Genomic DNA, 23,416 nt, shown 5'->3' with positions numbered 1-23,416 from the left:
TTAAATTAGACCGTGTTATTCCAGGATTAATTACAGACTCAATGCCTATTTAGCGGTATTATTTCTTTTCACTTATTAACGTATTGATAACTTCTTCACCAATTAAACATGATAAGAAAAACTTTACCAGTTCTGATTGGCACTCTATTGTCATCTACGCTCGCTTTCGCTGACGTTTCCCTTGAAATTAAAGGGCTAGATGGAGCGCTTGAGGATAATGTTGATGCTTATCTGAGTGCGATCCCTGAAGAAGAGTATTCGGTTTCACTAAGGTTCCAATCTCGCTTGGAATCTATGATTAAAGAAGCCCTTAATGCGTTAGGCTACTACCACCCTAAAATCACATTTACTCACTCCGAAGATGACACCGAAATGACCGTTACGGTTGAGCCGGGAGAGCCTGTTGTTATTTATACTTCAGATATCGTTCTGACGGGTGAAGCCAAAGGTGACCCAGACTTTTTAGCCTTGATAGCGAAGAGTAGCTTGTCTAAAGGTTCGACTCTGAATCATGGTAATTATGACTCTTTGAAATCGTCGATCCGCAACCTTGGATTAGCGAAAGGCTACTTCGATGGGGCTTATGATCTTAGTAAGCTAGAAGTCGCTCCTGAATTGAACCGCGCTTATGTTCGTCTTCATTACAACAGTGGTATCCGTTATCACTTTGGCACAACTACTGTGACGGGCAGTCAAATTGAAGATGACAAAGTTCAATCCCTCAAGCCGTTTGAAGATGGTGAACCTTACTCAATCACCAAAGTCGGCGAGTACAACCAAAACTTGTCGAATACGGATTGGTTCTCCTCGGTATTTGTTGAGCCAGATTTAAGCCAGTTAGGCGAAGGTCGAGAAATTCCGATGAAGGTTAGCCTTGCTCCGCAAGCTCGTAACCAAATCGAAACGGGTATCGGTGTCTCAACCGACCTTGGTGTGAAAGGCACTCTCAAATGGAAAAAACCTTGGGTTAATGATCGAGGCCATAGCTTCAATAGTAGCTTGTCGATCTCGAAGCCTGAGCAGACGATCACGGCAGCTTATAAAATCCCATTGGATGACGTACTTAATGACTACTACCAAGTTAAGTACGGTATGAAGAATTTGGATAATCGTGATACCAAGAGTTTGGAATCAAACCTTGCCTTAGAAAGATATTGGCGCCTGGATAACGGCTGGCAACGCACGGTGTTCATTCGATACTTGGTCGAAAACTATGAACAAGGTTTGCAAGATGACTTGGCACAATTCGTATTGCCGGGTATCTCTTTCTCACGAACTCGAACTCGTGGTGGCTCGATGCCAATGTGGGGTGACAAACAAACCATCATGGTTGAAGCGGCTGACGATACCCTGCTATCTGAAACTAAGGTTGTTCGTTTTCAAGGCCAAACCGCTTGGATTCGAAGCATTGGCGACAATCACCGAGGCTTAACTCGACTTCAATTTGGCGGTAACTTTGCTGACGAGTTTGATAAGCTATCTCCCTCCCTAAGATTCTTTGCTGGTGGTGACAACAGCATTCGTGGTTATGGTTATGAGTCGATCTCTCCTCGCGATGAAAGTGGCGCACTAACGGGTGCAAAATTCATTGCAACCAGCTCGCTTGAATACCAATACCGCTTGGTTGGAAACTGGTGGGGCGCAGCATTCTACGACATTGGTGATGCATTTAATGACAAACCGGAATGGAAACACGGCACCGGTGTCGGTGTTCGTTGGGCGTCTCCTGTTGGTCCAGTGAGTTTAGATTTTGCTTGGGGTCTAGATGCAGCAAAAGGTGATGAGTTCCAGTTACACTTTAGTTTAGGGCCAGAATTATGATCAAAGTGATGGGAAAATTCATTAAGTGGACGTCGATCTCATTGACGTCTATTTTGCTGTTGTTGATAGCCCTGCTAGGTTTTGTTTTGTTCACCAACCCAGGGTTGAACACTGTGCTGTGGGGCGCTGAAAAAGCATTGCCACAGTTTAAAGTGGAAAGTACCAAAGGGGCACTTTTCCCAAGTTTTACGCTTAATAATGTTCAGTTTAAAGATGACAGCCTGCATATCGATACCAAGGTTCAAAAGCTGAACTTGGCTATTAATCCTCGCTGCCTGTTCGACCCTAAGCTGTGTGTCGATCGTTTAGCGATTCAAGGGTTGGACTTCGCATTTACTGAACTGCCTCCTGCCTCTCCAGAAGAAACAGAACCGACTCCGCCCGTAACATCGGTAAAAACACCGTTGCCAATCGTGATCAACCGTATCGCTTTGTCTGATATCAAGTTGAATATCTTAGGGCATGAAATTGAATGGAGCCTGTTCTCTACGGCTTTGAGTATGCAGGGCGAAAAGCTGACGGTATCGCCAACCTTATTCAATGATCTTAAGGTAAAACTCGCGGAGTCGACAGAAGAACCGCAAGCAGAAACGGTTGAGCCAGAAGCTACCGAGAAAACGGCTATCGAATTGCCGGAAGTCTGGATTCCTTTACAGGTTGTGTTGGAGCGTTTTGATCTTAACCGTTTCACCTTGGAACAAGAAACACCAATCGTTGTGAATCACCTTGGACTAGAGGCACGCGCGGGTAAACACACGGTTGATGTTCCAACGCTCGAACTCGATATGCCACAAGCAAGCGCTCATCTAACGATGAAGGTTGAGCTCAAGGGCGGTTATCCGCTAGATCTTTCTTTGGATGCGTTAGTGAAAGAAACCGACCTTGCTGGGCAGAAGTTATCTCTGAAAGCACAAGGTAGCGTGGCTAAGCTAAACCTAGATTCCCAATTTTCTGAATTGATTGAGGCAAAGTTGTCTGGGGATATTCAACCCTTAGAGCCGACTCTGCCATTTGACCTTCTTTTAGAGGGTGGACAAGCGCAGTGGCCCCTTACCGGAAAAAGCGATTACCAAGCGACAATTGAACAATTCAAAGCTGATGGCTCACTAGGTGGTTTCAATGTGCAGCTCAAAGGTCAAGCAGATGGTAAGGAAATCCCTGAGTTAGCCATCGATCTGCAGGGCAAAGGCACGACGGAACAGATTGAGCTCGAGCGTCTAAAGCTCAACACGCTAGGCGGTGAGCTTAACGGCGTCGTTAAAGCGAACTGGAAGAGTCTCGTTAACTGGCAAGCTGACGTGACACTCAAAGATATTCAACCGGGTCTGCAGTGGCCTGAAGCCGAGGGCAACATTAGCGGAAGCATCGTCACCTCGGGTGAGTTGACGGAAGTGGGCGGCTGGGCGATTGAACTGCTTAAATTGGATATTGAAGGGATCTTGCGAGAATACCCTCTGGATATCGAAGGTCAGTTGTCAGCATCGGATCGCAGCGCGAGCGGTGAACCAAAACTGAAAACCAGTGGTTTGAGCTTAGCTCACGGTGTTAACTCGATTAAGGCTCAGGGTGAGCTTGATAAAAAATGGGACATGGGTGTTGAGATTTACTTCCCTGAGCTTGTAAAAAGCGCCCCTGATTTGAAAGGTAAAGTGATTGGTAACATCCAGCTAAGTGGTCCTACGAAAGAGCCTGAAGTCGATCTCGCTCTAAATGTGGATAAGGTAGATTGGAACAACGAAGCAACACTAGAATCCTTGTCGCTTAATGGCTCTGTGATTCCTCTGCCATTGCCTGAAGCTCAAGCCGATCTTGAATTAAAAGCTAACAACTTAACCTATCAAGATCAAAGCGTAGAAAGCATTGATCTCAAGGTGAGTGGTGGTGAGAAGAAGCACACAGTGACACTTGATGTGATATCCGACATCGTGTCTACAAGCTTAGCTATTTCCGGAGAGTTGATTCAAACCCCTTCTATCATTTGGGATGGGTCGTTAGATAGAGTCAAAATCACCACTCAGCAAGGCCCTTGGGTGTTAGACCAACCTGTCGCGATAAAGGCGGATGTCGATAAGCAGTTTGCCGATGTTCAAGCGCACTGTTGGAAACAATCGGGTTCAAGTGTGTGTTTGGATGAAGACGTTCGTGTCGGAAAATCGGGTGAGGCCAAAGTGGCCATCAATCAATTCGATTTCGAGCAGATTAAAGCCTTTGTGCCTAATGAGACGCAATTACAGGGCTTAGTCAATGCGACCGCTCATGCTAAGTGGTCTGAACAAGGTGAGCCTGAGGTTACGGTAAGCGTTGATATGCCGAAAGGTCAGGTTGTTCAACAAGTGGGTGAGCCAATCACTCTGGGTTGGGAAAGCGTTGCATTGAATGCCCAACTGAAAGACAACAAACTGGATGCCGACTTTAAGTTGGATGTTTCCGACAATGGTGACCTGTCTGGCACGGTGTCGTTACCGGATATTCTCGCCGAAGATAAAATGGTCGATGCAGCAATTAAGCTGACCACGTTCCATCTTGATTTCTTACAACCAATACTAGGTGAATACAGCTTATTGAAAGCCGACCTAGAGAGTGATCTTCAAGTTAAAGGCTCTTTGATGCACCCTCAAGTCTTTGGTCAATTCTCTGTTGATGGTATTCAAGTTAAAGGTGACGTCACGCCTGTTGATGTGAAAGATGGCCGCATCGACCTCGACTTTGATGGGTATAGCGCAAAACTGGATGCGAATGTCGAAACGCCTGATGGTCACCTTGATATTGAGGGAACCGGAGATTGGCAAGTTCTTACAGCATGGCACTCTAACGTTAGAGTTTTCGCTGATGAGTTGATGGTTGATATTCCACCTATGGTTAAGGTCAAGGTCGTGCCTGATATGACCATTGATGTTACACCAGATCTGGCGAAAATCACCGGTGATATCGCCTTACCATGGGGACGAATTGTTGTTGAAGACTTACCACCGTCAGCAGTTGGTGTCTCTTCTGATCAGGTTATTTTGAATAAAGATCTAGAGCCAGAAAACGAAGATACGATTCCATTCAACGTGATGACGAATATTAATATCTCCATTGGTGATGACTTTAAACTGTCTGCCTTCGGCCTTGAAGGTGATTTGGTCGGTAAGCTCAACGTAGCTCAAAAAGACCAAGGTCCATTTATTACAGGTGAAGTGAACATCGTCGATGGTACTTACCAATCATTCGGGCAAGACCTCTTAATCGAAGAGGGTAAGATTCTAATGAATGGTCCACCGGATCAGCCATACGTAGCCATCAATGCGATTCGTAATCCTGATAATACTCAGGATGACGTGACCGCAGGTATTCGAGTGACAGGCCCTGCGACAGAGCCGACCATCGAGATTTATTCTGATCCTGCAATGCCACAAGCGAACGCGCTGTCTTATATTTTGCGTGGCCAAGATATCGACGGTGAATCGAGCGGCTCGATGACGACAACCTTAATTGGTTTGAGTTTGGCGAAGAGTGGTAAGGTTGTCGGCGAAATTGGTGAAGCCTTTGGTGTACAAGATTTGCAACTGGATACCGCAGGCTCTGGCGATGACTCTCAAGTGACGGTAAGTGGCTACATCCTGCCGGGCTTACAGGTAAAATATGGTGTGGGCATCTTTAACTCGTTAGGAGAGTTTACAGTCCGCTATCGATTGATGCAGGATCTCTACGTTGAAGCCGTGTCAGGTCTCGACAGTGCTGTAGACCTTCTCTATCAGTTTGAGTTCGAGTAAAGCCGCATGGAGGGCGTATGCAGCATCTTGTTTTTGTTTATGGAACCTTGAGGCAAGGTCAGTCCAATCACCACTATTTGAAGGGCTGTGATTTATTAGGGCAGTTTGATACACCTGAGGAATACGCGCTTTTTGATTTAGGTACCTATCCGGCGATGATTCTTGGAAAGAAAAGTGTCGCTGGCGAGGTCTATATCATTAACGACGAAATTTTAGAGTCGCTCGATCGGCTAGAAGATGTTCCTGTTGAGTATCGTCGCGAGCAAATAGAGACTATATTTGGATTAGCATGGGTATATTTATATCAGATTGATCTAACAGCTAATAAAGAAATACTTTCGGGTGACTGGTGTAAGCGGAATAACTGTTAGCCGCTATATATCCTTGAGTTATCAAACAAAAAGCCAGCATATGAATGCTGGCTTTTTTAATGACGCTATTTTGATAATTAATCGAGAAAACTAGTCTCGGTTAAGCTCAAGAAACTCTTCTACTTTACGTACCATACTTGTTGAACCAACGAAGAAAGGCACACGTTGGTGTAACTCAGTTGGTTTGATATCCATGATGCGTTGAACACCATCTGATGCGATACCGCCCGCTTGCTCCATAAGGAAAGCAATTGGGTTGCACTCGTACAACAGGCGCAGTTTTCCTTGAGGGTGACTTTGTGTACTTGGATACAAGTAGATGCCGCCTTTCAGTAGGTTACGGTGGAAATCAGATACGAGAGAACCAATGTAGCGAGAGGTGTAAGGACGGTTGTCACTCGGCTCATCTTCTTGGCAGTACTTAATGTACTTTTTAACACCCGTAGGGAAACGGAAGTAGTTACCTTCGTTGATTGAGTAAATCTTACCTTCATCAGGGACCATCATGTTTTCATGAGACAAACAGAAAGTACCCAATGATGGGTCGTAGGTGAAGCCATTTACGCCGGCGCCTGTCGTGTAAACAAGCATGGTTGAAGAACCGTAAATCACGTAACCCGCGGCTACTTGCTTGTGTCCAGGTTGTAGGAAATCTTCTTCTGTTGGTGGAGTGCCAATCGGTGATACTCGACGGTAGATAGAGAAAATCGTACCAACAGATACATTCACATCGATGTTTGAAGATCCATCAAGTGGATCCATCAAAACAACGTATTTTGCATTTTTGTTTAGCTCTTTATTGAAGGCAACGGCTTCGTCTTCTTCTTCACTTGCTACACCACAAACCTGGTCACGAGCTTCTAGAGCTGCTTTAAATTTGTCGTTCGCGTAAAGGTCTAGCTTTTGTTGCTCTTCACCTTGAACGTTGTCTGTACCAACAGCGCCAGTAATGTCGACAAGACCTGCTTTGTTGATTTCACGGTTAACAATTTTTGCAGCAAGACGAATTGATGACAAAAGGGATGATAGATCACCACTTGCATGGGGAAAGTCATTTTGTTTTGCAACAATGAACTCACCAAGGGTGCGCATCTCAGACATGTTATTTCCTTAAACTTCTCTCAATATTAGGGGGGATTTGAGCACTGTAGATTAGGCCTCTTGAGTGGGCTTTATTCATCTAGACGCTTACCTAAATTCTAAAGGTTAGATCTTTTTAATGGTAATGAACTAAGCGACACAGATCTCACTTACTATGTCGACTCAATTTGTTTTGCATTGCCGCTCGCTTTTAATCGCCATTTAATGATAATGAGTGCAGGCCGTTTTAATTAGGCATCGTTTATTTAGCCAAGCGTTTGGAAGCAATTTATGCATATTCATATCTTAGGAATTTGTGGCACCTTCATGGGTGGTGCTGCGGTATTGGCTCGTCAATTAGGTCACAAGGTTACGGGTAGTGACGCGAATGTTTACCCACCAATGAGCACCTTGTTGGAATCACAAGGGATTGAAATTATTGAAGGGTTCGACCCTAGCCAATTAGAACCAAGGCCAGATCTCGTGGTTATCGGTAACGCAATGAGCCGCGGTAATCCGTGTGTTGAGTATGTGTTGGATAACAACCTTAGATACACCTCTGGCCCTCAGTGGTTGCAAGAGTTCCTGCTGCATGACCGTTGGGTGTTAGCGGTATCGGGAACGCACGGTAAGACCACGACATCAAGCATGTTGGCTTGGATCTTGGAAGACTGTGGCTATGCACCGGGCTTCTTAGTTGGCGGAGTGTTGGGTAACTTTGGTATCTCTGCTCGCCTTGGTGAAAGTATGTTCTTCGTGGTAGAAGCTGACGAATACGACAGTGCTTTTTTCGATAAACGATCTAAGTTCGTTCATTACCGCCCAAGAACCTTGGTGGTGAATAATCTAGAGTTCGATCATGCGGACATCTTTGACGATCTTGAAGCGATTAAGCGTCAATTCCATCATTTGGTGCGTACTGTGCCGAGCAATGGCCGTATATTTTCACCTAAGCAAGACAGCGCTATTGAAGATGTTCTAGCTCGCGGTTGCTGGAGTGAAACTGAATCGAGTGGCGAGCAAGGCGACTGGGATGCCAAGAAACTGGTCAAAGATGGCTCTCAATTTGAGGTTTACTTCCAAAATGAATGTGTTGGAACGGTAAACTGGGATTTAGTGGGCGACCACAACGTAAATAATGCCTTGATGGCGATTGCCGCTGCACGACACGTGGGTGTAACACCAGACCTCGCTTGTGAATCGCTAGCTACCTTTATTAATACTAAGCGCCGCTTGGAGTTTAAAGGCGAGGTGGCCGGTGTCTCTGTTTATGACGATTTTGCTCATCACCCAACGGCGATTGAACTTACGCTCGGTGGTTTACGTAATAAGGTCGACACGAAAAAAATCATTGCCGTTTTAGAGCCTCGTTCTGCCACCATGAAGCGTGGTGTGCACAAAGAAACCTTAGCTGATTCGCTTACACAAGCGGATTCCACTTACTTATTCCAACCAGATAACATTGATTGGTCTGTACAAGATGTTGCGGATGCTTGTCATCAACCCGCGCACGTAAGTGATGATATGGATGCATTCGTTGCTAAAATTGTCTCAGAGGCACATGCGGGCGACCAAATCTTGGTAATGAGTAATGGTGGCTTTGGCGGTATTCACCAGAAATTGTTGGATGCGTTAGCCCTTAAAGGTTAACTCAATCCAAGACCTTATAATTTGAAGTAACTGAGAACATGAAAAAACACGATAAAGCGATAACTCTTGCTTTCACAGGCGCATCTGGTGCGCCTTATGGACTGCGTTTACTTGAATGCCTACTGGCGGCAGATTATCAGGTCTACTTGCTGATTTCATCGGCAGCGCGAGTGGTATTGGCGACCGAGCACGAACTTAAGTTACCTGCTGGGCCGGATGCGGCGAAACAAGCCTTGGTTAAGCATTTAGATTGCGACCCTGAAAAGCTGGTGGTGTGTGGCAAAGATGATTGGTTCTCACCGGTTGCCTCTGGTTCAGCAGCACCGAAGCAGATGGTGGTGTGCCCATGTTCTGCGGGCAGCTTGGCTTCAATTGCTCATGGCCTGTCAGATAACCTGATTGAGCGCGCAGCAGATGTGGTGATGAAAGAGCGAGGACAGCTGCTGTTGGTGGTTCGTGAAACACCATTTTCGACGCTTCACCTAGAGAACATGCACAAACTCTCAACCATGGGCGTAACGATCATGCCTGCGGCTCCAGGCTTTTATCACCAACCTAAGTCGATTGAAGACTTGGTTGATTTTATGGTGGCGCGTATTCTGGACCATCTTGGTATCGAGCAGGGTTTAGTGCCACGTTGGGGGTACGATCAACGTAATTGATCCAAACTTGATAGCTTATTGTTAAAATTCGAATTACAATTCTGAACACTCATCGGGGAGCGAACCATTCAAATAATGAATGCGAGCTGAGATCAAGCACACGCTTGGGACCCGTAAACCTGAACCAGATAATGCTGGCGTAGGAATTGAGTTAGGAACAACCTCTACCGTTCTCCTCCCTCAAACCTGTGCCGCTCAGACCATGGAGAGCGTCCAGTGAAATTCACATTAACTACCCTTGCTGTTACTACAGCGATCTCTTTTTCTGCCTTCGCAGCAGACAACACTTTGACTGTATACACCTATGATTCTTTTGCTGCGGATTGGGGCCCTCGTCCTGCCGTTGAAAAAGCATTTAAAGAGAAGTGTGGTTGTGATGTGAACTTTGTCGCGCTTGAAGATGGCGTGTCTATTCTTAACCGCTTACGTCTTGAAGGCGGTAACAGCAAGGCTGACATCGTATTAGGCCTAGACAATAACCTAATGGCTGAAGCGAAAGCGACAGGCTTATTGGCTGAGCACAACGTTGATACCTCATCAGTAACACTGCCTAATGGTTGGGATGATAAGACCTTTGTACCTTATGACTTTGGTTACTTTGCTTTTGTATATAACACAGAGAAGCTCGCAAACCCGCCTAAGAGCCTGAAAGAGCTGGTTGAGCAGCGTGATGACCTTAAGGTTATCTATCAAGATCCACGTACTTCAACACCTGGCCAAGGCATGATGTTATGGATGAAGTCGGTTTACGGCGATGAAGCAACGACAGCTTGGAAGAAGCTAGCTCAGAAAACCGTTACGGTAACCAAAGGTTGGTCTGAAGCTTACTCTATGTTCCTAGAAGGTGAGTCTGACTTGGTTCTGTCTTACACAACTTCTCCGGCTTACCATATCATTGCAGAGAACGATTCTAAGTACGCAGCAGCGAGCTTCGAAGAAGGGCATTACACTCAAGTTGAAGTGGCCGCTAAGGTTAAAGGCAGCAAGAACGAAAAGCTTGCTGATGAGTTTATGGCGTTTATCCTAAGTGATGATTTCCAATCGGCGATGCCTACAGGTAACTGGATGTACCCAGTAACGGGTGTCGAGCTACCAAAAGGTTTTGAGCAGTTAATAGTGCCGCAGAAGGCGCTGAGCTTTAGCTCGGAAGAGATTGCCGAGAAGCGTAAGCCTTGGATTCGTGAATGGCAGAGTGCACTTACTTTCTAACGTACTTTTAAAAACTCGCTTTCTGTATTTAAAGGTTCATTCGTTATGTATGGAGTGAACCATTTACGGTAAAAAAATCAATTTATGATAAAGAAAACACCTAAGGTAGGGATCTGGGTTGCGATACTCATTACCGCCTTCGTGGTTTCAGCAGTTGGGGCATTGCTTAGCAATGCCCCTTCTCTTGATATCAGCCAAGTATGGTCAGATCCTTACTATTGGCATGTAACGAAATTCAGCTTTTATCAGGCGACACTCTCAACAGTGCTGAGTGTTGGCTTTGCTATACCTATTGCACACGCTCTGTGTCGTAGACAGTTTTTTGGACGAGCCTTGTTATTAAGATTGTTCGCGTCGACCTTGGTTCTGCCAGTGTTGGTCGGCGTGTTTGGTTTGCTAGCGATTTACGGCAACAGTGGTTGGTTAGCTAAGTTCTTGGCGAACTTCGACATTGAGCTACCATTCTCGATTTATGGCTTGAATGGTATTTTGTTGGCGCACGTTTTCTTTAATCTGCCTTATGCCAGCCGTTTACTTCTGCAAGCGTTAGATACCGTGCCTGCCGAGCAGCATAAACTCTGTGCTCACTTAGGCATGAGCCATTGGAATAAATTTAAATGGGTTGAATGGCCGAGGCTAAGGCAGCAATTACCGCATGTGTGTGGCTTAGTGTTCATGCTGTGCTTCACCAGCTTTGCTACCGTGATGGCGTTGGGTGGTGGTCCGAAATCGACCACCATTGAGCTAGCCATCTATCAAGCAATCAAATTCGACTTTGACTTGCAAGCTGGCGCGTTACTCGCGATATGGCAAATGCTGCTGTGTGGCGTATTAGCGGTGAGTATTCAGCGTTTGTCTAAGCCTATATCTGTGACGGCTAGTCAGCTGTCGGAAGAGAAATATTTGGTTAAGGACAGCTGGTGGTCAAAAGCTTGGGATAGCTTTTGGATCATCATAGTCTCAATCCTGGTATTGCCGCCATTAGCCATGGTTATTCTAAGTGGTATTAACTCTCAGGCGCTCACAGTCTTGAGCAGCGAGCCATTTTGGGCAGCGTTAATGACATCGGTTCGAGTTGCTTCCCTCGCTAGTATTATCGCCGTTGGTATTGGTATCGCGATCCTGCTAACCAGTCGCGCATGGCGCTTGCAGAATAAGAACTTTAGAGCGGATAAGATTGAACTGATTGGCACTATCATTTTGGTGACGCCGGGCTTGGTGATCAGTACGGGCCTGTTCTTATTACTGCGCTCGTTTACCGATGTGTTCAGCTTGGCTTTCTTTATTGTGATTGCCGTAAACAGCTTGATGGCGCTGCCTTACGTGATTAAAACCTTGGCTCAGCCTATGCTGCACCTTTCTCAGCAGTATCAGTATGTGTGTGCAAGCTTAGGAATGACAGGGTTCACTCGCTTTAGGCTGGTGGAGTGGCGTGCATTACGTAAACCTATGGCACAGGCTTTCTCAATCAGCTTTATGCTGGCGATGGGCGACTTAAGTGCAATTGCCTTATTTGGTAGCCAAGACTTTAGAACTCTGCCTTTGTATCTATTCCAATTGTTAGGTAGCTATCAAATGGAAGCCGCAGCCGTTGTTTCGGTCAGTCTGCTGTTGTTGAGTGTGGGTAGTTTTAGTCTGATTGAATTTTTATTTACTCGAACCTCAAATCTCCATGCTAAAAAGTTAAGGAACCGATGATGTTAGTGATGAAAGATGTGGATTACCACTATCACCAAGAGTTGTTTAGTTTTGATTTCCAAGCAGAGCAGGGCGATATTGTTGCTCTTATGGGGCCAAGTGGTGCGGGGAAATCAACGCTACTCGCATTGGTTGCTGGCTTTATTGAGCCAACATCGGGCGAGATCTCAGTTGCAGGCCAATCGCTGATTGGCAAAGAAGCACATCAGCGCCCATTGGCGATGTTGTTCCAAGAACACAACCTATTTGCGCACCTCACGGTGCGTGAAAATATTGGTCTGGGTTTGCACCCAGGATTAAAGCTTACGGTAACCCAAAAGCTAGAAGTCGAACAAGCTGCTACACAAGTAGGGGTTGCTGAGTATTTAGATCGGCTGCCAGAGCATTTATCGGGTGGTCAGCGTCAGCGTGTTGCGCTAGCTCGCTGTTTTGTACAGCCGCATAATATTTGGCTGCTTGATGAGCCATTTTCTGCGCTTGATCCTTTGCTTCGTGAAGAGATGCTGAGCTTAGTTAAGCGATTAGCGGCAGAGCGAAACATTACTGTTTTGATGGTGACACACCACTTAGGTGATGCGCGCAGTATCGCGAACAAGTTTGTGTTTGTGGCATTGGGTAAGGTTTTAGTCGAAGACTCGATAGATGCACTAACTGTCGTTCACCCACAAGTCGAATTGAGTTCCTTTGTTCGAGCGGGAGAATAAGGACTGAGTCTCGATATTGAACATTTATTGATATTGAGAGCGTCGAATACAAAAAGACCTAGCATGTGCTAGGTCTTTTATTATCTTTCTGAGTCAGGAGAGGCAAAAACTAGTCGCCTAGCTTTAGCTCTTTTAAGATTTGGAAGATTTCACGAGAAGACTTAGCCGGTTTATTTGCTGCTTTCTCTTTGTTAGCTTGACGAGCTAGCTGACGAAGACGTTGACGGTCTGCTTCAGGGTACATATCCATCACGTCTGAAATTGCGGTATCGCCTTCAGCTACAACACGGTCACGCAGTTGCTCAAGCTTATGTAGCTCAGCTGTTGCTTGTGAGTGTTTGTTACGTACTTTATCCAAAGCCGCTTGAATTGGCTCAGGATCGACATTGCGCATTACTTTACCAATGTATTGAAGTTGACGACGCTTCGCTTCATTTTTAAAGCGTTGTGCATCTTTAATCGCTTGTGCCAAATCTTCAGACAGCGGAAATTTGTCTAATACAGAAGGCTTTAGACCAACAAGCTCTTCTCCCAGCTTTTGCAGGGCATCCATGTCCGTTTTCATTTCTGTCTTACTTACCCAGATGATTTCTTCTTCTGGTTCCCATGGGGCTTTTTGGTTTTTGCGAGCCATCTTTTCTGCCTATGTCACTATCTCAAACGAATATATTGCCTATTTTAGCAAGAATCTTGGGGAGAAAGCGAAATTCTTGTTATCCTACGTAATATTGACCTAAAAAATTAGAATAGATATGGATGTAAAACAGCAAGTCGCCCAGCAAAGAGTTGAGCTAGAAGCCGCAGTAGCAAAAGCGTTGGACATGGCCTCTGTGAGTGCCGACGCCGCTGAAGTTGCTATTACTAAGTCAACGGGTTTAAGTGTTTCAACACGTATGTGTGAAGTGGAAAACGTTGAATTTAATAGTGATGGTGCACTTGGTATTACTGTTTATCGCGGCCAGAAAAAAGGCAGCGCATCTACATCTGATCTGAGTGAGAAGGCGATTGCTCAAACGGTAGCAGCCGCGCTTGATATCGCTCAGTACACATCTGAAGACCCGTTTGCAGGTCCTGCAGCAAAAGAATACATGGTAAAAGAAATTCCAGACTTGGATCTTTTCCACCCTGATGAACCTAATCCTGACTATGCCGCTGAGATTGCGATTGCTGCTGAGAAGCAAGCGCTCGCTTATAGCGACAAGATCAAACAGAGTGACGGCGCGAGCTACGACAGTCACTACGGTGTTAAGGTTTATGGTAACAGCCATGGCTTACTAGCAAGCTACGCTTCAAGCCGCCACAGCACGAGCTGCTGCGTGATTGGACAAGGCGCTAATGGTGAAATGGAACGTGACTACAGCTACACCGTTGCACGTCACCGTGACGAACTGTGGACGCCTGAACGTGTAGGTCAAGAAGCTGCAGAAAAGACGATTAGCCGTTTGGATGCGAAAAAGCTACCAACAGGCCAATACCCAATCATGTTCGCAAATGATGTTGCGACAGGTCTTATCGGTCACCTAGTGATGGCGATCAGTGGTGGTAATCTTTACCGCAAGTCGTCGTTCTTATTAGATCATTTAGGTCAGAAAATCCTACCTGATTGGTTCAATATCTCTGAGCGTCCTCATATCCTGTGTGGTTTGGCTTCAAGCCCGTTCGATAGCGAAGGTGTGTTCACTCAAGATCGTGAAATCATCACTGATGGTGTGCTAGCGACTTACCTGCTAACGAGCTATGCCGCACGCAAGATGGATATGACTCCAACCGGTCATGCTGGTGGTATTCATAACTGGTTCGTTAAATCGACCGGTCAAAACTTCGAGCAGATGCTAAAAGAGTTGGGCACTGGTTTCCTAGTCACTGAAGTGATGGGTCAAGGCGTAAACACAGTAACGGGTGATTACTCTCGTGGCGCTGCAGGCTTCTGGGTTGAGAACGGAGAGATCCAATACCCAGTATCTGAAGTGACGATTGCGGGTAACCTAAAAGATATGTTTAATCAGATCGTTGCAGTCGGTAACGATGTTGAAACGCGCTCTCAAATTCAAACAGGTTCTATCTTGCTTGAGTCGATGAAAGTCGCGGGCGAGTAATTCAATTAAAGCGAATCTGATGAATTAAAAAGGGAGCCGATGGCTCCCTTTTTGTTTTCTGTATTTCGCCAAAAATTGGCTAACTGCTTATGCTAACTAGATCAGTATGGTCGCTAAGCCTAGGAACACCGATAGGCCAATAACATCAGTAACCGTTGTGAGTGCCATACCACCTGCCAATGCCGGGTCGATATTCATCTTCTTCAGCATCACAGGGATAGTTACACCGGCAATACCCGCGACAATCAAGTTGGTCATCATCGCTGCTGAGATGATACCGCCCAGTACCCAGTTGCCTTTCCAAGCTACCACAATACCACCAATGATAACGGCCCATAGAACGCCGTTGAGGAAGCCGATAGCTGCTTCTTTGAGTAGCAGTTCGCGTTTGTTACTGTCACCTATATGACCGAGTGCTAAACCACGAATCACCAGTGCAACGGTTTGGTTACCAGCAACCCCGCCCATCGAAGGTACAATAGTCATCAGAACCGCAATCGCTGCCATTTGGTCGAGCGTTGCTTCAAACATGTTTGATACAGATGCTGCCGCCAGTGCTGCGAGTACGTTAGCACCAAGCCAGACACTACGACGACGAGCGGATTTTACGACCGGTGCGAAGGTATCTTCGTCATCGTCCATACCCGCCATACTCATCATTGAGTGTTCGGCATCTTCACGGATAACATCAACCACGTCATCGATGGTGATACGACCAACAAGGTGCTGGTTACTATCGACGACAGGCGCAGAAACCCAGTTACGACGTTCAAACAGGCTCGCGATATCTGACGCACTGGTTTCTACCGCGATCGCTTCGTCGGCATCATCCATCACTTCTGAAACCGGAACATCAGGCTGAGTTGTGACTAGCGTAGTAAGCGATAGGTTACCGATAAGACGTTCTTCTTCATCGATAACATACAGTGCATCGGTTGCATCGGGCAGTTCTCCACGCATTCGCATATAACGTAATACAACGTCAACATCGACATCACCACGAATCGTGATTACGTCGGTATTCATGATCGCACCCGCTGAGTCTTCAGGGTACGAAAGTGCGGTTTCAACTAGAGCACGATCGACGGAGTCCATTTGAGAAAGGACTTCGCGAGAAACATCGTCGGGTAGGCTTCGAAGTACGTACGCGACGTCATCGGTTTCCATACCTTCGGTTGCTTCTGCCAAGGTCTCGGGTGCCATTTTCGACACAAGAGCGTCTTTGACGTCTTCGTTTAGTTCATCAAGAATTTCACCGTAGTCTTCTGGATCGGTGAGTTGCCAGAGTACGTCACGACTTTTGCGAGGGGAGGCTTCTAAAAGGTGTGCAATATCCTCAGGTTCCATGTCCTGAAGTTGTCGGCGTACGTGAACAAATCGGCCGTTTTCTAGGGCTTCGCTGACTTCTTGGAGGGTTTGGTGAGCTTGGTCGAATTCTAATTGCTCTGCCATATTTTCCTCCTATCTCATTATTCTAACAATGCTTGGAATAGTAACTTAATTCTGGGGCTTATTTAAATCATAAACTTAGGTAGAACTAAGATTTAATATTGGTTGGTTCGCTGTTTGAGTTTTGGGTGTTGCAAATGAAGCGCTTTCGCTACTCACCTTCATCAAACTTGTCTTCAATTAGATGACAGACGGCATCCAGTGCTTGCTGTGAATCAGTGCCAGCAGCTTGAATGGTAATGTGTTGCCCTTGTGCTGATTCCAGCATAAGCAGGCCCATCACGCTGTCTGCTGTCGCGCTTTTATCTTCTTCACTATGGATAGTGATGGTCGCATCAAAGCTTTGTGCAAGCTCAACCAACTTTACGGCTGCTCTAGCGTGAAGACCCAAGCGGTTTTGGATCAGTACAGTTCGAGTTAATTCCATGGTTAGCCCTGTTGGTGCTTCTCTAGGGAGGCGTGTCTGATTTGAACTTGGTGGCCAAGTTGTTCGAAGTACTCACCAATTTTTTGAGTTAGATAAACCGAGCGGTGCTTACCGCCAGTACAGCCAATCGCGACTGTTAGGTAGCTGCGATTATTCTTCTCTAACATTGGCAGCCACTGCTCAACAAAGCCTTGGATCTGTTGCTTGAGTTCAATAACTTCTGGGTGTTTTTCTAGGAAAGAGTGAATCGGGGCATCGAGGCCCGTTAATGGTCGTAAATCTGGTTCCCAATGAGGGTTAGGCAAGAAGCGAACATCAAACACATAGTCAGCGTCACTTGGCAAGCCATACTTAAAACCGAACGATTGAAAGACAATGATCAGCTCTTGCTTCTCTTTGCCTTCAACTTTAAAGCGAACCTTTTCACTCAATTCATAGAGGTTGCAGTCACTACTGTCGATCACAATGCTGGCTTGTTCAGCAAGAGGAGTCAGGAGTGTCTTTTCTAAATCAATCGCTTGTTCAAGAGAGAGCTTTTCTTGGCCGATTGATAGAGGGTGGATTCTGCGTGTTTCGCTGTAGCGCTTGAGTAACGTCTGCTTGCTTGCATCAAGAAACAACACGTTCACATCAATATCTGTGGCAGCTTCAAGTTGCTCTAGCGTGTCTGTGACTAACTGAGGCTCTTTCGGTAGGTTACGAATATCAATGCTCACGGCAACGTTTTGATTGATCTCGCGCACCGACTCAACGAAGTCGTTGAGCAGGTTTACGGGGAGGTTATCAACACAGTAATACCCCAAGTCTTCAAGGACTCGTAGTGCAACACTTTTACCGGCCCCGGATTGGCCACTAACCACGATTAATCGCATGTTATTGCTCGCAAGTTGGCACTTGAATCATGATGTCGTAAAGCTCTTGATCGCTTTGAGCATTACGCAACTGTTTTAGAGTCTGCTTGTCGTTAAGTCGTTCTGCCATACATGAAAGGGTTTTTAGATGCTCCTTACACTGTTCACTTGGAACAAGCAGAGCAAATAGTAGGTCGACAGGACGATTATCAATAGCATCAAATTCGATTGGATCTTGGCATTGCAGTAATACAGCAATCGCTTTATCACTGACATTCATACGAGCATGGGGAATAGCAATGCCATTACCAATACCTGTACTGCCCATTTTCTCACGGCTCAACATGCACTCAAACAGTTCTGTTGAATCTTGACCACAGCTTTCTGCTGCGATCTGACTGATGAGCTCAAGGGCTCTTTTTTTGCTTGTGCATTGGACTGCACTTTTGGTGCAGTCCAATGAAAGTACTTCGCTTAATTGCATGTTAGTGACTACTTAGCTTTTCTTTGTGCTTGTTGAGTTGGCGAACGAGTTTATCAACCAATGAATCAATCGCGGCATACATGCTTTCATCTGTTGCTGCCGCATGGATTTCCCCCTGATTTATATGCAGGGTAGCTTCTGCGATTTGATTGATTTTCTCAACTTTTAAAACAACCTGAACGCTATTGATATGATCAAAGAAGCGCTCAAGTTTGTCGAATTTGGTGTGAACATAGTCTTGCATTGAATCGGTAAGATCAACGTGATGGCCTTGAATATTGATTTGCATAGACTTTCCTTTTCAGTTGGTTGCCTTATTATAGTTGCTAATTAACTAGCGACTAAATGAGCTTATAGCAGGCGTTTACGCTGACTCGATGGGGCAATGCCCAGAGACTCACGGTATTTCGCTATGGTACGTCTAGCTACCTGAATTCCTTGGTCAGCCAGTAAAGCAGCAATCTTACTATCACTTAGAGGCTTCGCGGTATTTTCCGCTGCGACAAGCTTCTTAATGAGTGCGCGAATTGCTGTAGATGAACATTCACCGCCATTGTCAGTGCTGACATGGCTTGAGAAAAAGTATTTGAGTTCGAAGATGCCACGTGGCGTATGCATGAATTTTTGAGTAGTCACACGAGAGATCGTGGATTCGTGCATATCAACAGCTAACGCAACATCATTAAGAACCATTGGCTTCATCGCTTCTTCGCCATGTTCGAAGAAATCACGCTGATGTTCAACAATGCATCGCGCAACTTTGAGTAGCGTCTCATTTCGGCTCTCTAGGCTTTTAATTAACCACTTTGCTTCTTGCAAATTTGAGCGTATGTATTGATTGTCGGCGCTGTTGCCTTTACTACCAAGATCAGCGTACTGCTGATTTACTTTCAACTTAGGCACGCTATCAGGGTTAATGGTCACTAACCATTTGCCAAGGTCTTTGAAGACAGATACATCCGGAACCACATACTCAGTTTCATCTGGAGTAATCTTACTGCCAGGGCGAGGGTCCAGCTGTTGAATAAGCTGCAAAACTTCACGTAGTTCTGCTTCTTTCAACTTGGTCTCTTTGATAACCAGTTTGTAATCGCGATTGCCGAGTTGGTCGATATGGCTAGTAAGTACTAACTTAGCTTCGTTGAGCCAAGGCGTATCTTGAGGGAAGGTTGCCAGTTGCAGTAACAAGCAATCTTGCAGATTGACTGAACCGACACCTAGCGGGTCAAACTGCTGAATTCGTTTACGTACGGCTTCAATTTCATCAAGCTCGATCTCTTCATTGTCGAAGTTTTCAAGGATGTCTTCACAAGTTACAGTGAGGTAGCCATAGTCATCGATGGCATCTATTAGTGCAAAAGCGATGCTTCGGTCGGTGTCAGTGAATGGTGTTAAGTCGAGTTGCCAAAGTAGGTAATCGTGCAGGCTTTGAGTAGTTTCGCCTTGATAGACAGGCATATCGTCATCAATCGCAATACCCGTGTTACCGGTGTTCGCGCTGTAGACGTCTTCCCAAGTTGTGTCGATTTCTAGTTCGTTGCCAATCTCTGATTTTTCGATTAAGTCTGAGCTATCAGGTAAGTCTTGCTCTGTGGCTTCAACTGTTTCTTTTTCGTCACTGCTAGGTTTTTCTTCCGATGTTGGCGTATCTTCATTGCCTTCTTCGACATCGAGTAGTGGGTTAGATTCAAGTGCTTCTTGAATCTCTTGCTGCAAATCTAAAGTAGACAATTGCAACAAACGAATCGCTTGCTGCAATTGAGGAGTCATTGCTAACTGTTGGCCTAGCTTAAGTTGTAATGAGGGTTTCATTCAGTGTGACTTACCTAGTTATTATTCTTAGAACTCTCGATACTCTCTATATAATCATAGACGGAATTGTTCGCCTAGATAAACTTGTTTAACTTGTTCGTTATTGAGAACATCTTCAGGAGTACCCTCAGCGATCAGGTGTCCTTGGCTTACGATGTAAGCTTTTTCACACACGTCTAATGTTTCACGAACGTTGTGGTCGGTAATCAAAACGCCCAAGCCGCGATCGCGCAGGTGAACAATGATTTTTTTGATATCGATTACTGAGATCGGGTCAACACCGGCGAATGGTTCATCCAATAGAATGAACTGCGGGTTTGCTGCTAGTGCACGAGCAATCTCTACACGACGACGCTCACCACCCGACAGAGCCATACCATTACTGGTGCGGATATGTTGGATGTGGAACTCTTCTAGCAGGTCTTCCAGCTTATCTTGGCGTTGTTCATTGGTCATTTCATCACGGGTTTGTAAAACCGCCATGATGTTGTTCTCTACAGATAACTTACGGAAAATCGATGCTTCTTGAGGCAGGTAACCGATACCAAGACGAGAACGACTGTGCATTGGCAAGATACTGATGTCACGGTCGTCAATGCTGATAGTACCTTCATCACGCGCAACCAGGCCAACTATCATATAGAAAGAGGTCGTTTTCCCCGCACCGTTAGGGCCAAGCAGACCAACGATCTGGCCTGACTCTACCTGCAAGCTTACATCGGTAACAACTTTGCGCTTGCTGTAGGTTTTCGCTAGGTTTTTTGCTTTAAGAACAGCCATCGTTACTTATTCACTTCCGTTGGTTGTAAAACCGTTGACACTCGTTTGTTTTCACCACTGTCAGCGACTAATTTTTGAGAGCCGATCTGGTAGGTGATCTTAGAGCCACGAATGATGCTGCCATCTTGAGATAGCATTGCATTCTTAGTCATGATCAATTTGTCGGCAACAAGCTGGTAATGTAAGTCGTCAGCTTCACCGTAGAGTGTCTTCCCGTCGTCAGTCAGTTGAGAGAAGGTCGCTGGCTTACCGAAGCCTTGAATTTCTTCAATCTCACCGTTTACGGCGTTGCGGGTAACAATAACCTTATCGGCATTGATATTGATGCTGCCTTGCTTAAGGTTTACATCACCAAGGAAAGTCACTTGGTTACTTTTCATATCCAATTGCTGGCTGTCTGAGTCAATGTAGACAGGTTGCTCGCTATCCGAAGAAAGGGCATAGACATTAGGCGCCGCAAGGGTCAAAGCGAATAAACTAAGGTGTAAGAGTTTCATATCTACCTTGAACAGAATTAAAGAGGGTTGCATTGTTGGTACCGAAGTTACCTTTCATTGCTTGTCCCTCAGTTTCAAAAAATGTACCGATCATATGGACCGGAGTCTCTGAATAAAAATCTCGGCTAGGCAGCTCAACAACCATTTTATCTGTGGTCATTGTATCGAAGCTGGCTTCTGGCAACAGGTTCTTTGCCACGACGTTGTCATAAAACGTGACAACTTGATTCTCATCCATAATCGCGCGATCAGCGGTGACTTGCCATTCAATCGTGTGCCCTTCTCGGAATACCGAAAGAACCGGGTTTTGAAAGTGCGTATCGCCAACCACTGAGTAGTGCTCTAAATACGTCGATTCAACCTGATAGCTACGAATACCGCTTTCGTCATAGCTAATGTTGTTTAGACTTTTGCCACTAAACGCGGGCAGCTCCAAATTTGGAGCCACTTGTATCGTTGATGTTTGCTCTTTGTCGTACAAGTAATAGGTCGACCAAGAGGCAATAAATATTAGTATTAAATAGATAATACGAGTAAAACTCATATGCTTAAACCTTTATGCACGTCGAGTTCATTTCTTGCTTGTAAAATAAGGTCGCAAACTTCACGTACCGCACCGTGACCACCGTTAATGGTTGTCACGTAATTTGCACGCTTTGCAAGTAGTGGATGACCATCTGCAACACATACTTTCAAGCCAACTTTTTCCATCACAGGCCAGTCGATCAGATCGTCTCCGATGTAGCCCGTATTTTCAGGATTTACAGAAAGCTTATCGCAAATATCTTGGTATGCCTTAACTTTATCATCCTGACCTTGGTAAATAAGCTTAATACCGAGAGCGGTCATTCGATTCTCAACAATTTGAGATTTACGGCCAGTGATGATCGCGATTTCGATACCGGCGTTCATCAGTGACTTAATGCCATAGCCATCACGAGTGTGGAAGGTTTTCAGTTCTTCACCGTTGTTGCCCATGTAGATGCGACCATCTGAGAATACGCCATCGACATCGCAAATAAGCAATTTAATCTCTTTCGCTACGGCAAACACTTCTGAATCTACCGTGCCGTATAGAGTTTCGACTGTCTGTGTCATTACATTACTCCTGCTTTCAGTAAGTCATGCATGTTTAACGCTCCGACTAGTTTGCCTTCATGGCACAGCATTAGGCCATTGATGCTCTTAGCTTGCATCAAGTTCAAACCCTCAACCGCGAGCATGTTTGGTTCTGCTACCGTCGGATTTAGCGTCATCACGTCGCCGATCTGCGTATCATGGATATCGATGCGCTTGTCTAGGATACGGCGCAAATCACCATCAGTAAAAATACCGGCCATTAGACCGTCTTCACCCACGACTGCCGTCATCCCCAAGCCTTTTTGAGATATCTCCAAAAGAGCGTCTCGTACCAATGCTTCCGGTGCTACCACTGGAAGTGCATCGCCCGTATGCATGATATCTTCAAGCTTCAATAATAGTTGTCGACCCAAAGCGCCGCCAGGGTGGGACAAAGCAAAATCTTGCGCAGTAAAGCCTCTGGCTTGTAACAGTGCGACGGCTAATGCATCACCCATCACCAAGGTTGCCGTGGTGCTGGTTGTTGGTGCAAGCCCTAATGGGCACGCTTCTTCTGGCACTGATATTTGTAAATGAATATCAGACAAAGTCGCCATGTTTGATGCTGGCTTACCTGTCATGCTGATAATCTTGATGTTCAAACGCTTCAATACCGGGAATAAGCTTAGGATTTCACCTGATTCGCCAGAGTTGGATATTGCTATCACAACATCGCCAGCCCCGATCATTCCTAAGTCACCGTGCGCAGCTTCCCCGGGGTGTACGAAGAAAGCGGATGTCCCAGTACTTGCTAGTGTTGCTGCTATTTTTTTGCCGATGTGGCCAGATTTTCCCATGCCCATCACAACTACTTTTCCTTTGTTGTTCAGGATAAGGTCGCAAGCTTTGCAAAAGTCATCATTAAAATATTGGTCCAATTGAGTAAGACCTGCAACTTCGGTTTCCAAAACTTGCTTTGCAACACTGCGATAATCGAATGACTGAGACATT

The 23,416-nt window shown here is 45.6% G+C and carries 22 protein-coding genes and 1 riboswitch; of the genes, 9 read left to right on the top strand and 13 right to left on the bottom strand.

The window, feature by feature from the left end; genetic code table 11:
* Nucleotides 1-108: 108 nt before the first annotated feature.
* From OQJ75_RS17135 to OQJ75_RS17125, 3 genes are read left to right on the top strand one after another with little or no spacing between them, the layout of a single operon-like run.
* Nucleotides 109-1,821 carry an autotransporter assembly complex protein TamA gene (locus OQJ75_RS17135; RefSeq protein ID WP_265974339.1) on the top strand — a complete coding sequence of 571 codons (1,713 nt, stop codon included), beginning with the start codon at nucleotides 109-111 and terminating at the stop codon, nucleotides 1,819-1,821.
* On the top strand, nucleotides 1,818-5,576 hold the full coding sequence (locus tag OQJ75_RS17130) for a translocation/assembly module TamB domain-containing protein (protein WP_265974337.1): 3,759 nt from the start codon (nucleotides 1,818-1,820) through the stop codon (nucleotides 5,574-5,576). The genes OQJ75_RS17135 and OQJ75_RS17130 overlap by 4 nt, the downstream gene beginning before the upstream one ends.
* Nucleotides 5,577-5,593: 17 nt before the next feature.
* The gene (locus tag OQJ75_RS17125) at nucleotides 5,594-5,947 is read left to right on the top strand and encodes a gamma-glutamylcyclotransferase family protein (protein WP_265974336.1); all 354 of its coding nucleotides are present in this window, start codon (nucleotides 5,594-5,596) and stop codon (nucleotides 5,945-5,947) included.
* Between the two features lie 90 nt (nucleotides 5,948-6,037).
* Here the strand turns inward: OQJ75_RS17125 and fbp are convergent, their stop codons facing one another.
* A complete protein-coding gene (gene fbp / locus OQJ75_RS17120) occupies nucleotides 6,038-7,048 on the bottom strand; it encodes a class 1 fructose-bisphosphatase (protein ID WP_010435070.1) in 1,011 nt (336 codons plus the stop codon).
* Nucleotides 7,049-7,318: 270 nt separating this feature from the next.
* On the opposite strand from fbp, the gene mpl reads away from it, so the two are divergent.
* From mpl to thiQ, 5 genes are all read left to right on the top strand, one after another.
* Nucleotides 7,319-8,677, top strand: coding sequence for a UDP-N-acetylmuramate:L-alanyl-gamma-D-glutamyl-meso-diaminopimelate ligase (gene mpl, locus OQJ75_RS17115; RefSeq protein ID WP_265974335.1), 1,359 nt, complete (start codon nucleotides 7,319-7,321; stop codon nucleotides 8,675-8,677).
* Between the two features lie 38 nt (nucleotides 8,678-8,715).
* Nucleotides 8,716-9,339, top strand: a complete 624-nt coding sequence (locus tag OQJ75_RS17110; protein WP_265974334.1) for a flavin prenyltransferase UbiX — start codon at nucleotides 8,716-8,718, stop codon at nucleotides 9,337-9,339.
* A gap of 43 nt (nucleotides 9,340-9,382) precedes the next feature.
* A riboswitch (TPP riboswitch) is annotated at nucleotides 9,383-9,502 on the top strand.
* 53 nt (nucleotides 9,503-9,555) lie between these two features.
* On the top strand, nucleotides 9,556-10,548 hold the full coding sequence (gene thiB / locus OQJ75_RS17105) for a thiamine ABC transporter substrate binding subunit (protein ID WP_265974333.1): 993 nt from the start codon (nucleotides 9,556-9,558) through the stop codon (nucleotides 10,546-10,548).
* Between the two features lie 84 nt (nucleotides 10,549-10,632).
* Nucleotides 10,633-12,246 (top strand): thiamine/thiamine pyrophosphate ABC transporter permease ThiP, encoded by a 1,614-nt coding sequence (thiP, locus tag OQJ75_RS17100; protein ID WP_265974332.1) that lies wholly within the window; start codon nucleotides 10,633-10,635, stop codon nucleotides 12,244-12,246.
* A complete protein-coding gene (thiQ, locus tag OQJ75_RS17095; protein WP_265974331.1) occupies nucleotides 12,246-12,950 on the top strand; it encodes a thiamine ABC transporter ATP-binding protein in 705 nt (234 codons plus the stop codon). The genes thiP and thiQ overlap by 1 nt, the downstream gene beginning before the upstream one ends.
* Nucleotides 12,951-13,059: 109 nt before the next feature.
* Here the strand turns inward: thiQ and yjgA are convergent, their stop codons facing one another.
* Nucleotides 13,060-13,584, bottom strand: a complete 525-nt coding sequence (gene yjgA / locus OQJ75_RS17090; protein ID WP_265974330.1) for a ribosome biogenesis factor YjgA — start codon at nucleotides 13,582-13,584, stop codon at nucleotides 13,060-13,062.
* Nucleotides 13,585-13,702: 118 nt separating this feature from the next.
* On the opposite strand from yjgA, the gene pmbA reads away from it, so the two are divergent.
* Nucleotides 13,703-15,046, top strand: coding sequence for a metalloprotease PmbA (pmbA, locus tag OQJ75_RS17085; RefSeq protein WP_265974329.1), 1,344 nt, complete (start codon nucleotides 13,703-13,705; stop codon nucleotides 15,044-15,046).
* A 96-nt stretch (nucleotides 15,047-15,142) separates the two neighbouring features.
* On the opposite strand, the gene mgtE is transcribed toward pmbA, so the two are convergent.
* The 11 genes from mgtE to OQJ75_RS17030 form a co-directional block, all read right to left on the bottom strand.
* Complete coding sequence (gene mgtE, locus OQJ75_RS17080; RefSeq protein ID WP_210473853.1) at nucleotides 15,143-16,498, bottom strand: magnesium transporter; 1,356 nt, start codon at nucleotides 16,496-16,498, stop codon at nucleotides 15,143-15,145.
* A gap of 148 nt (nucleotides 16,499-16,646) precedes the next feature.
* Complete coding sequence (locus tag OQJ75_RS17075; RefSeq protein ID WP_017063734.1) at nucleotides 16,647-16,922, bottom strand: HPr family phosphocarrier protein; 276 nt, start codon at nucleotides 16,920-16,922, stop codon at nucleotides 16,647-16,649.
* Between the two features lie 2 nt (nucleotides 16,923-16,924).
* A complete protein-coding gene (gene rapZ / locus OQJ75_RS17070) occupies nucleotides 16,925-17,794 on the bottom strand; it encodes an RNase adapter RapZ (protein WP_123311633.1) in 870 nt (289 codons plus the stop codon).
* 1 nt (nucleotide 17,795) lies between these two features.
* Complete coding sequence (gene ptsN / locus OQJ75_RS17065; protein WP_004738707.1) at nucleotides 17,796-18,257, bottom strand: PTS IIA-like nitrogen regulatory protein PtsN; 462 nt, start codon at nucleotides 18,255-18,257, stop codon at nucleotides 17,796-17,798.
* A gap of 1 nt (nucleotide 18,258) precedes the next feature.
* Nucleotides 18,259-18,546, bottom strand: a complete 288-nt coding sequence (gene hpf, locus OQJ75_RS17060; protein ID WP_265974327.1) for a ribosome hibernation promoting factor — start codon at nucleotides 18,544-18,546, stop codon at nucleotides 18,259-18,261.
* 62 nt (nucleotides 18,547-18,608) lie between these two features.
* Entirely contained in the window at nucleotides 18,609-20,069 is a 1,461-nt protein-coding gene (locus OQJ75_RS17055; RefSeq protein WP_017058913.1) for an RNA polymerase factor sigma-54, read from the bottom strand.
* A gap of 54 nt (nucleotides 20,070-20,123) precedes the next feature.
* A complete protein-coding gene (gene lptB / locus OQJ75_RS17050) occupies nucleotides 20,124-20,849 on the bottom strand; it encodes an LPS export ABC transporter ATP-binding protein (protein WP_004735304.1) in 726 nt (241 codons plus the stop codon).
* A gap of 2 nt (nucleotides 20,850-20,851) precedes the next feature.
* The gene (lptA, locus tag OQJ75_RS17045; RefSeq protein ID WP_004735305.1) at nucleotides 20,852-21,346 is read right to left on the bottom strand and encodes a lipopolysaccharide transport periplasmic protein LptA; all 495 of its coding nucleotides are present in this window, start codon (nucleotides 21,344-21,346) and stop codon (nucleotides 20,852-20,854) included.
* Nucleotides 21,327-21,890: an LPS export ABC transporter periplasmic protein LptC gene (gene lptC, locus OQJ75_RS17040; RefSeq protein ID WP_004735306.1), complete on the bottom strand. Its 564-nt coding sequence runs from the start codon at nucleotides 21,888-21,890 to the stop codon at nucleotides 21,327-21,329. The genes lptA and lptC overlap by 20 nt, the downstream gene beginning before the upstream one ends.
* Nucleotides 21,887-22,444 carry a 3-deoxy-manno-octulosonate-8-phosphatase KdsC gene (kdsC, locus tag OQJ75_RS17035; protein ID WP_004735307.1) on the bottom strand — a complete coding sequence of 186 codons (558 nt, stop codon included), beginning with the start codon at nucleotides 22,442-22,444 and terminating at the stop codon, nucleotides 21,887-21,889. The genes lptC and kdsC overlap by 4 nt, the downstream gene beginning before the upstream one ends.
* Nucleotides 22,444-23,415, bottom strand: coding sequence for a KpsF/GutQ family sugar-phosphate isomerase (locus OQJ75_RS17030; RefSeq protein WP_017080888.1), 972 nt, complete (start codon nucleotides 23,413-23,415; stop codon nucleotides 22,444-22,446). The genes kdsC and OQJ75_RS17030 overlap by 1 nt, the downstream gene beginning before the upstream one ends.
* Nucleotide 23,416 lies beyond the last annotated feature (1 nt).

The sequence above is a fragment of the Vibrio sp. 14G-20 genome (assembly GCF_026241515.1).
Classification (GTDB): Bacteria; Pseudomonadota; Gammaproteobacteria; order Enterobacterales; family Vibrionaceae; genus Vibrio.
Note: the sequence above shows the minus strand (reverse complement) of the source record. Positions and strands in the feature narration are given on the sequence as shown.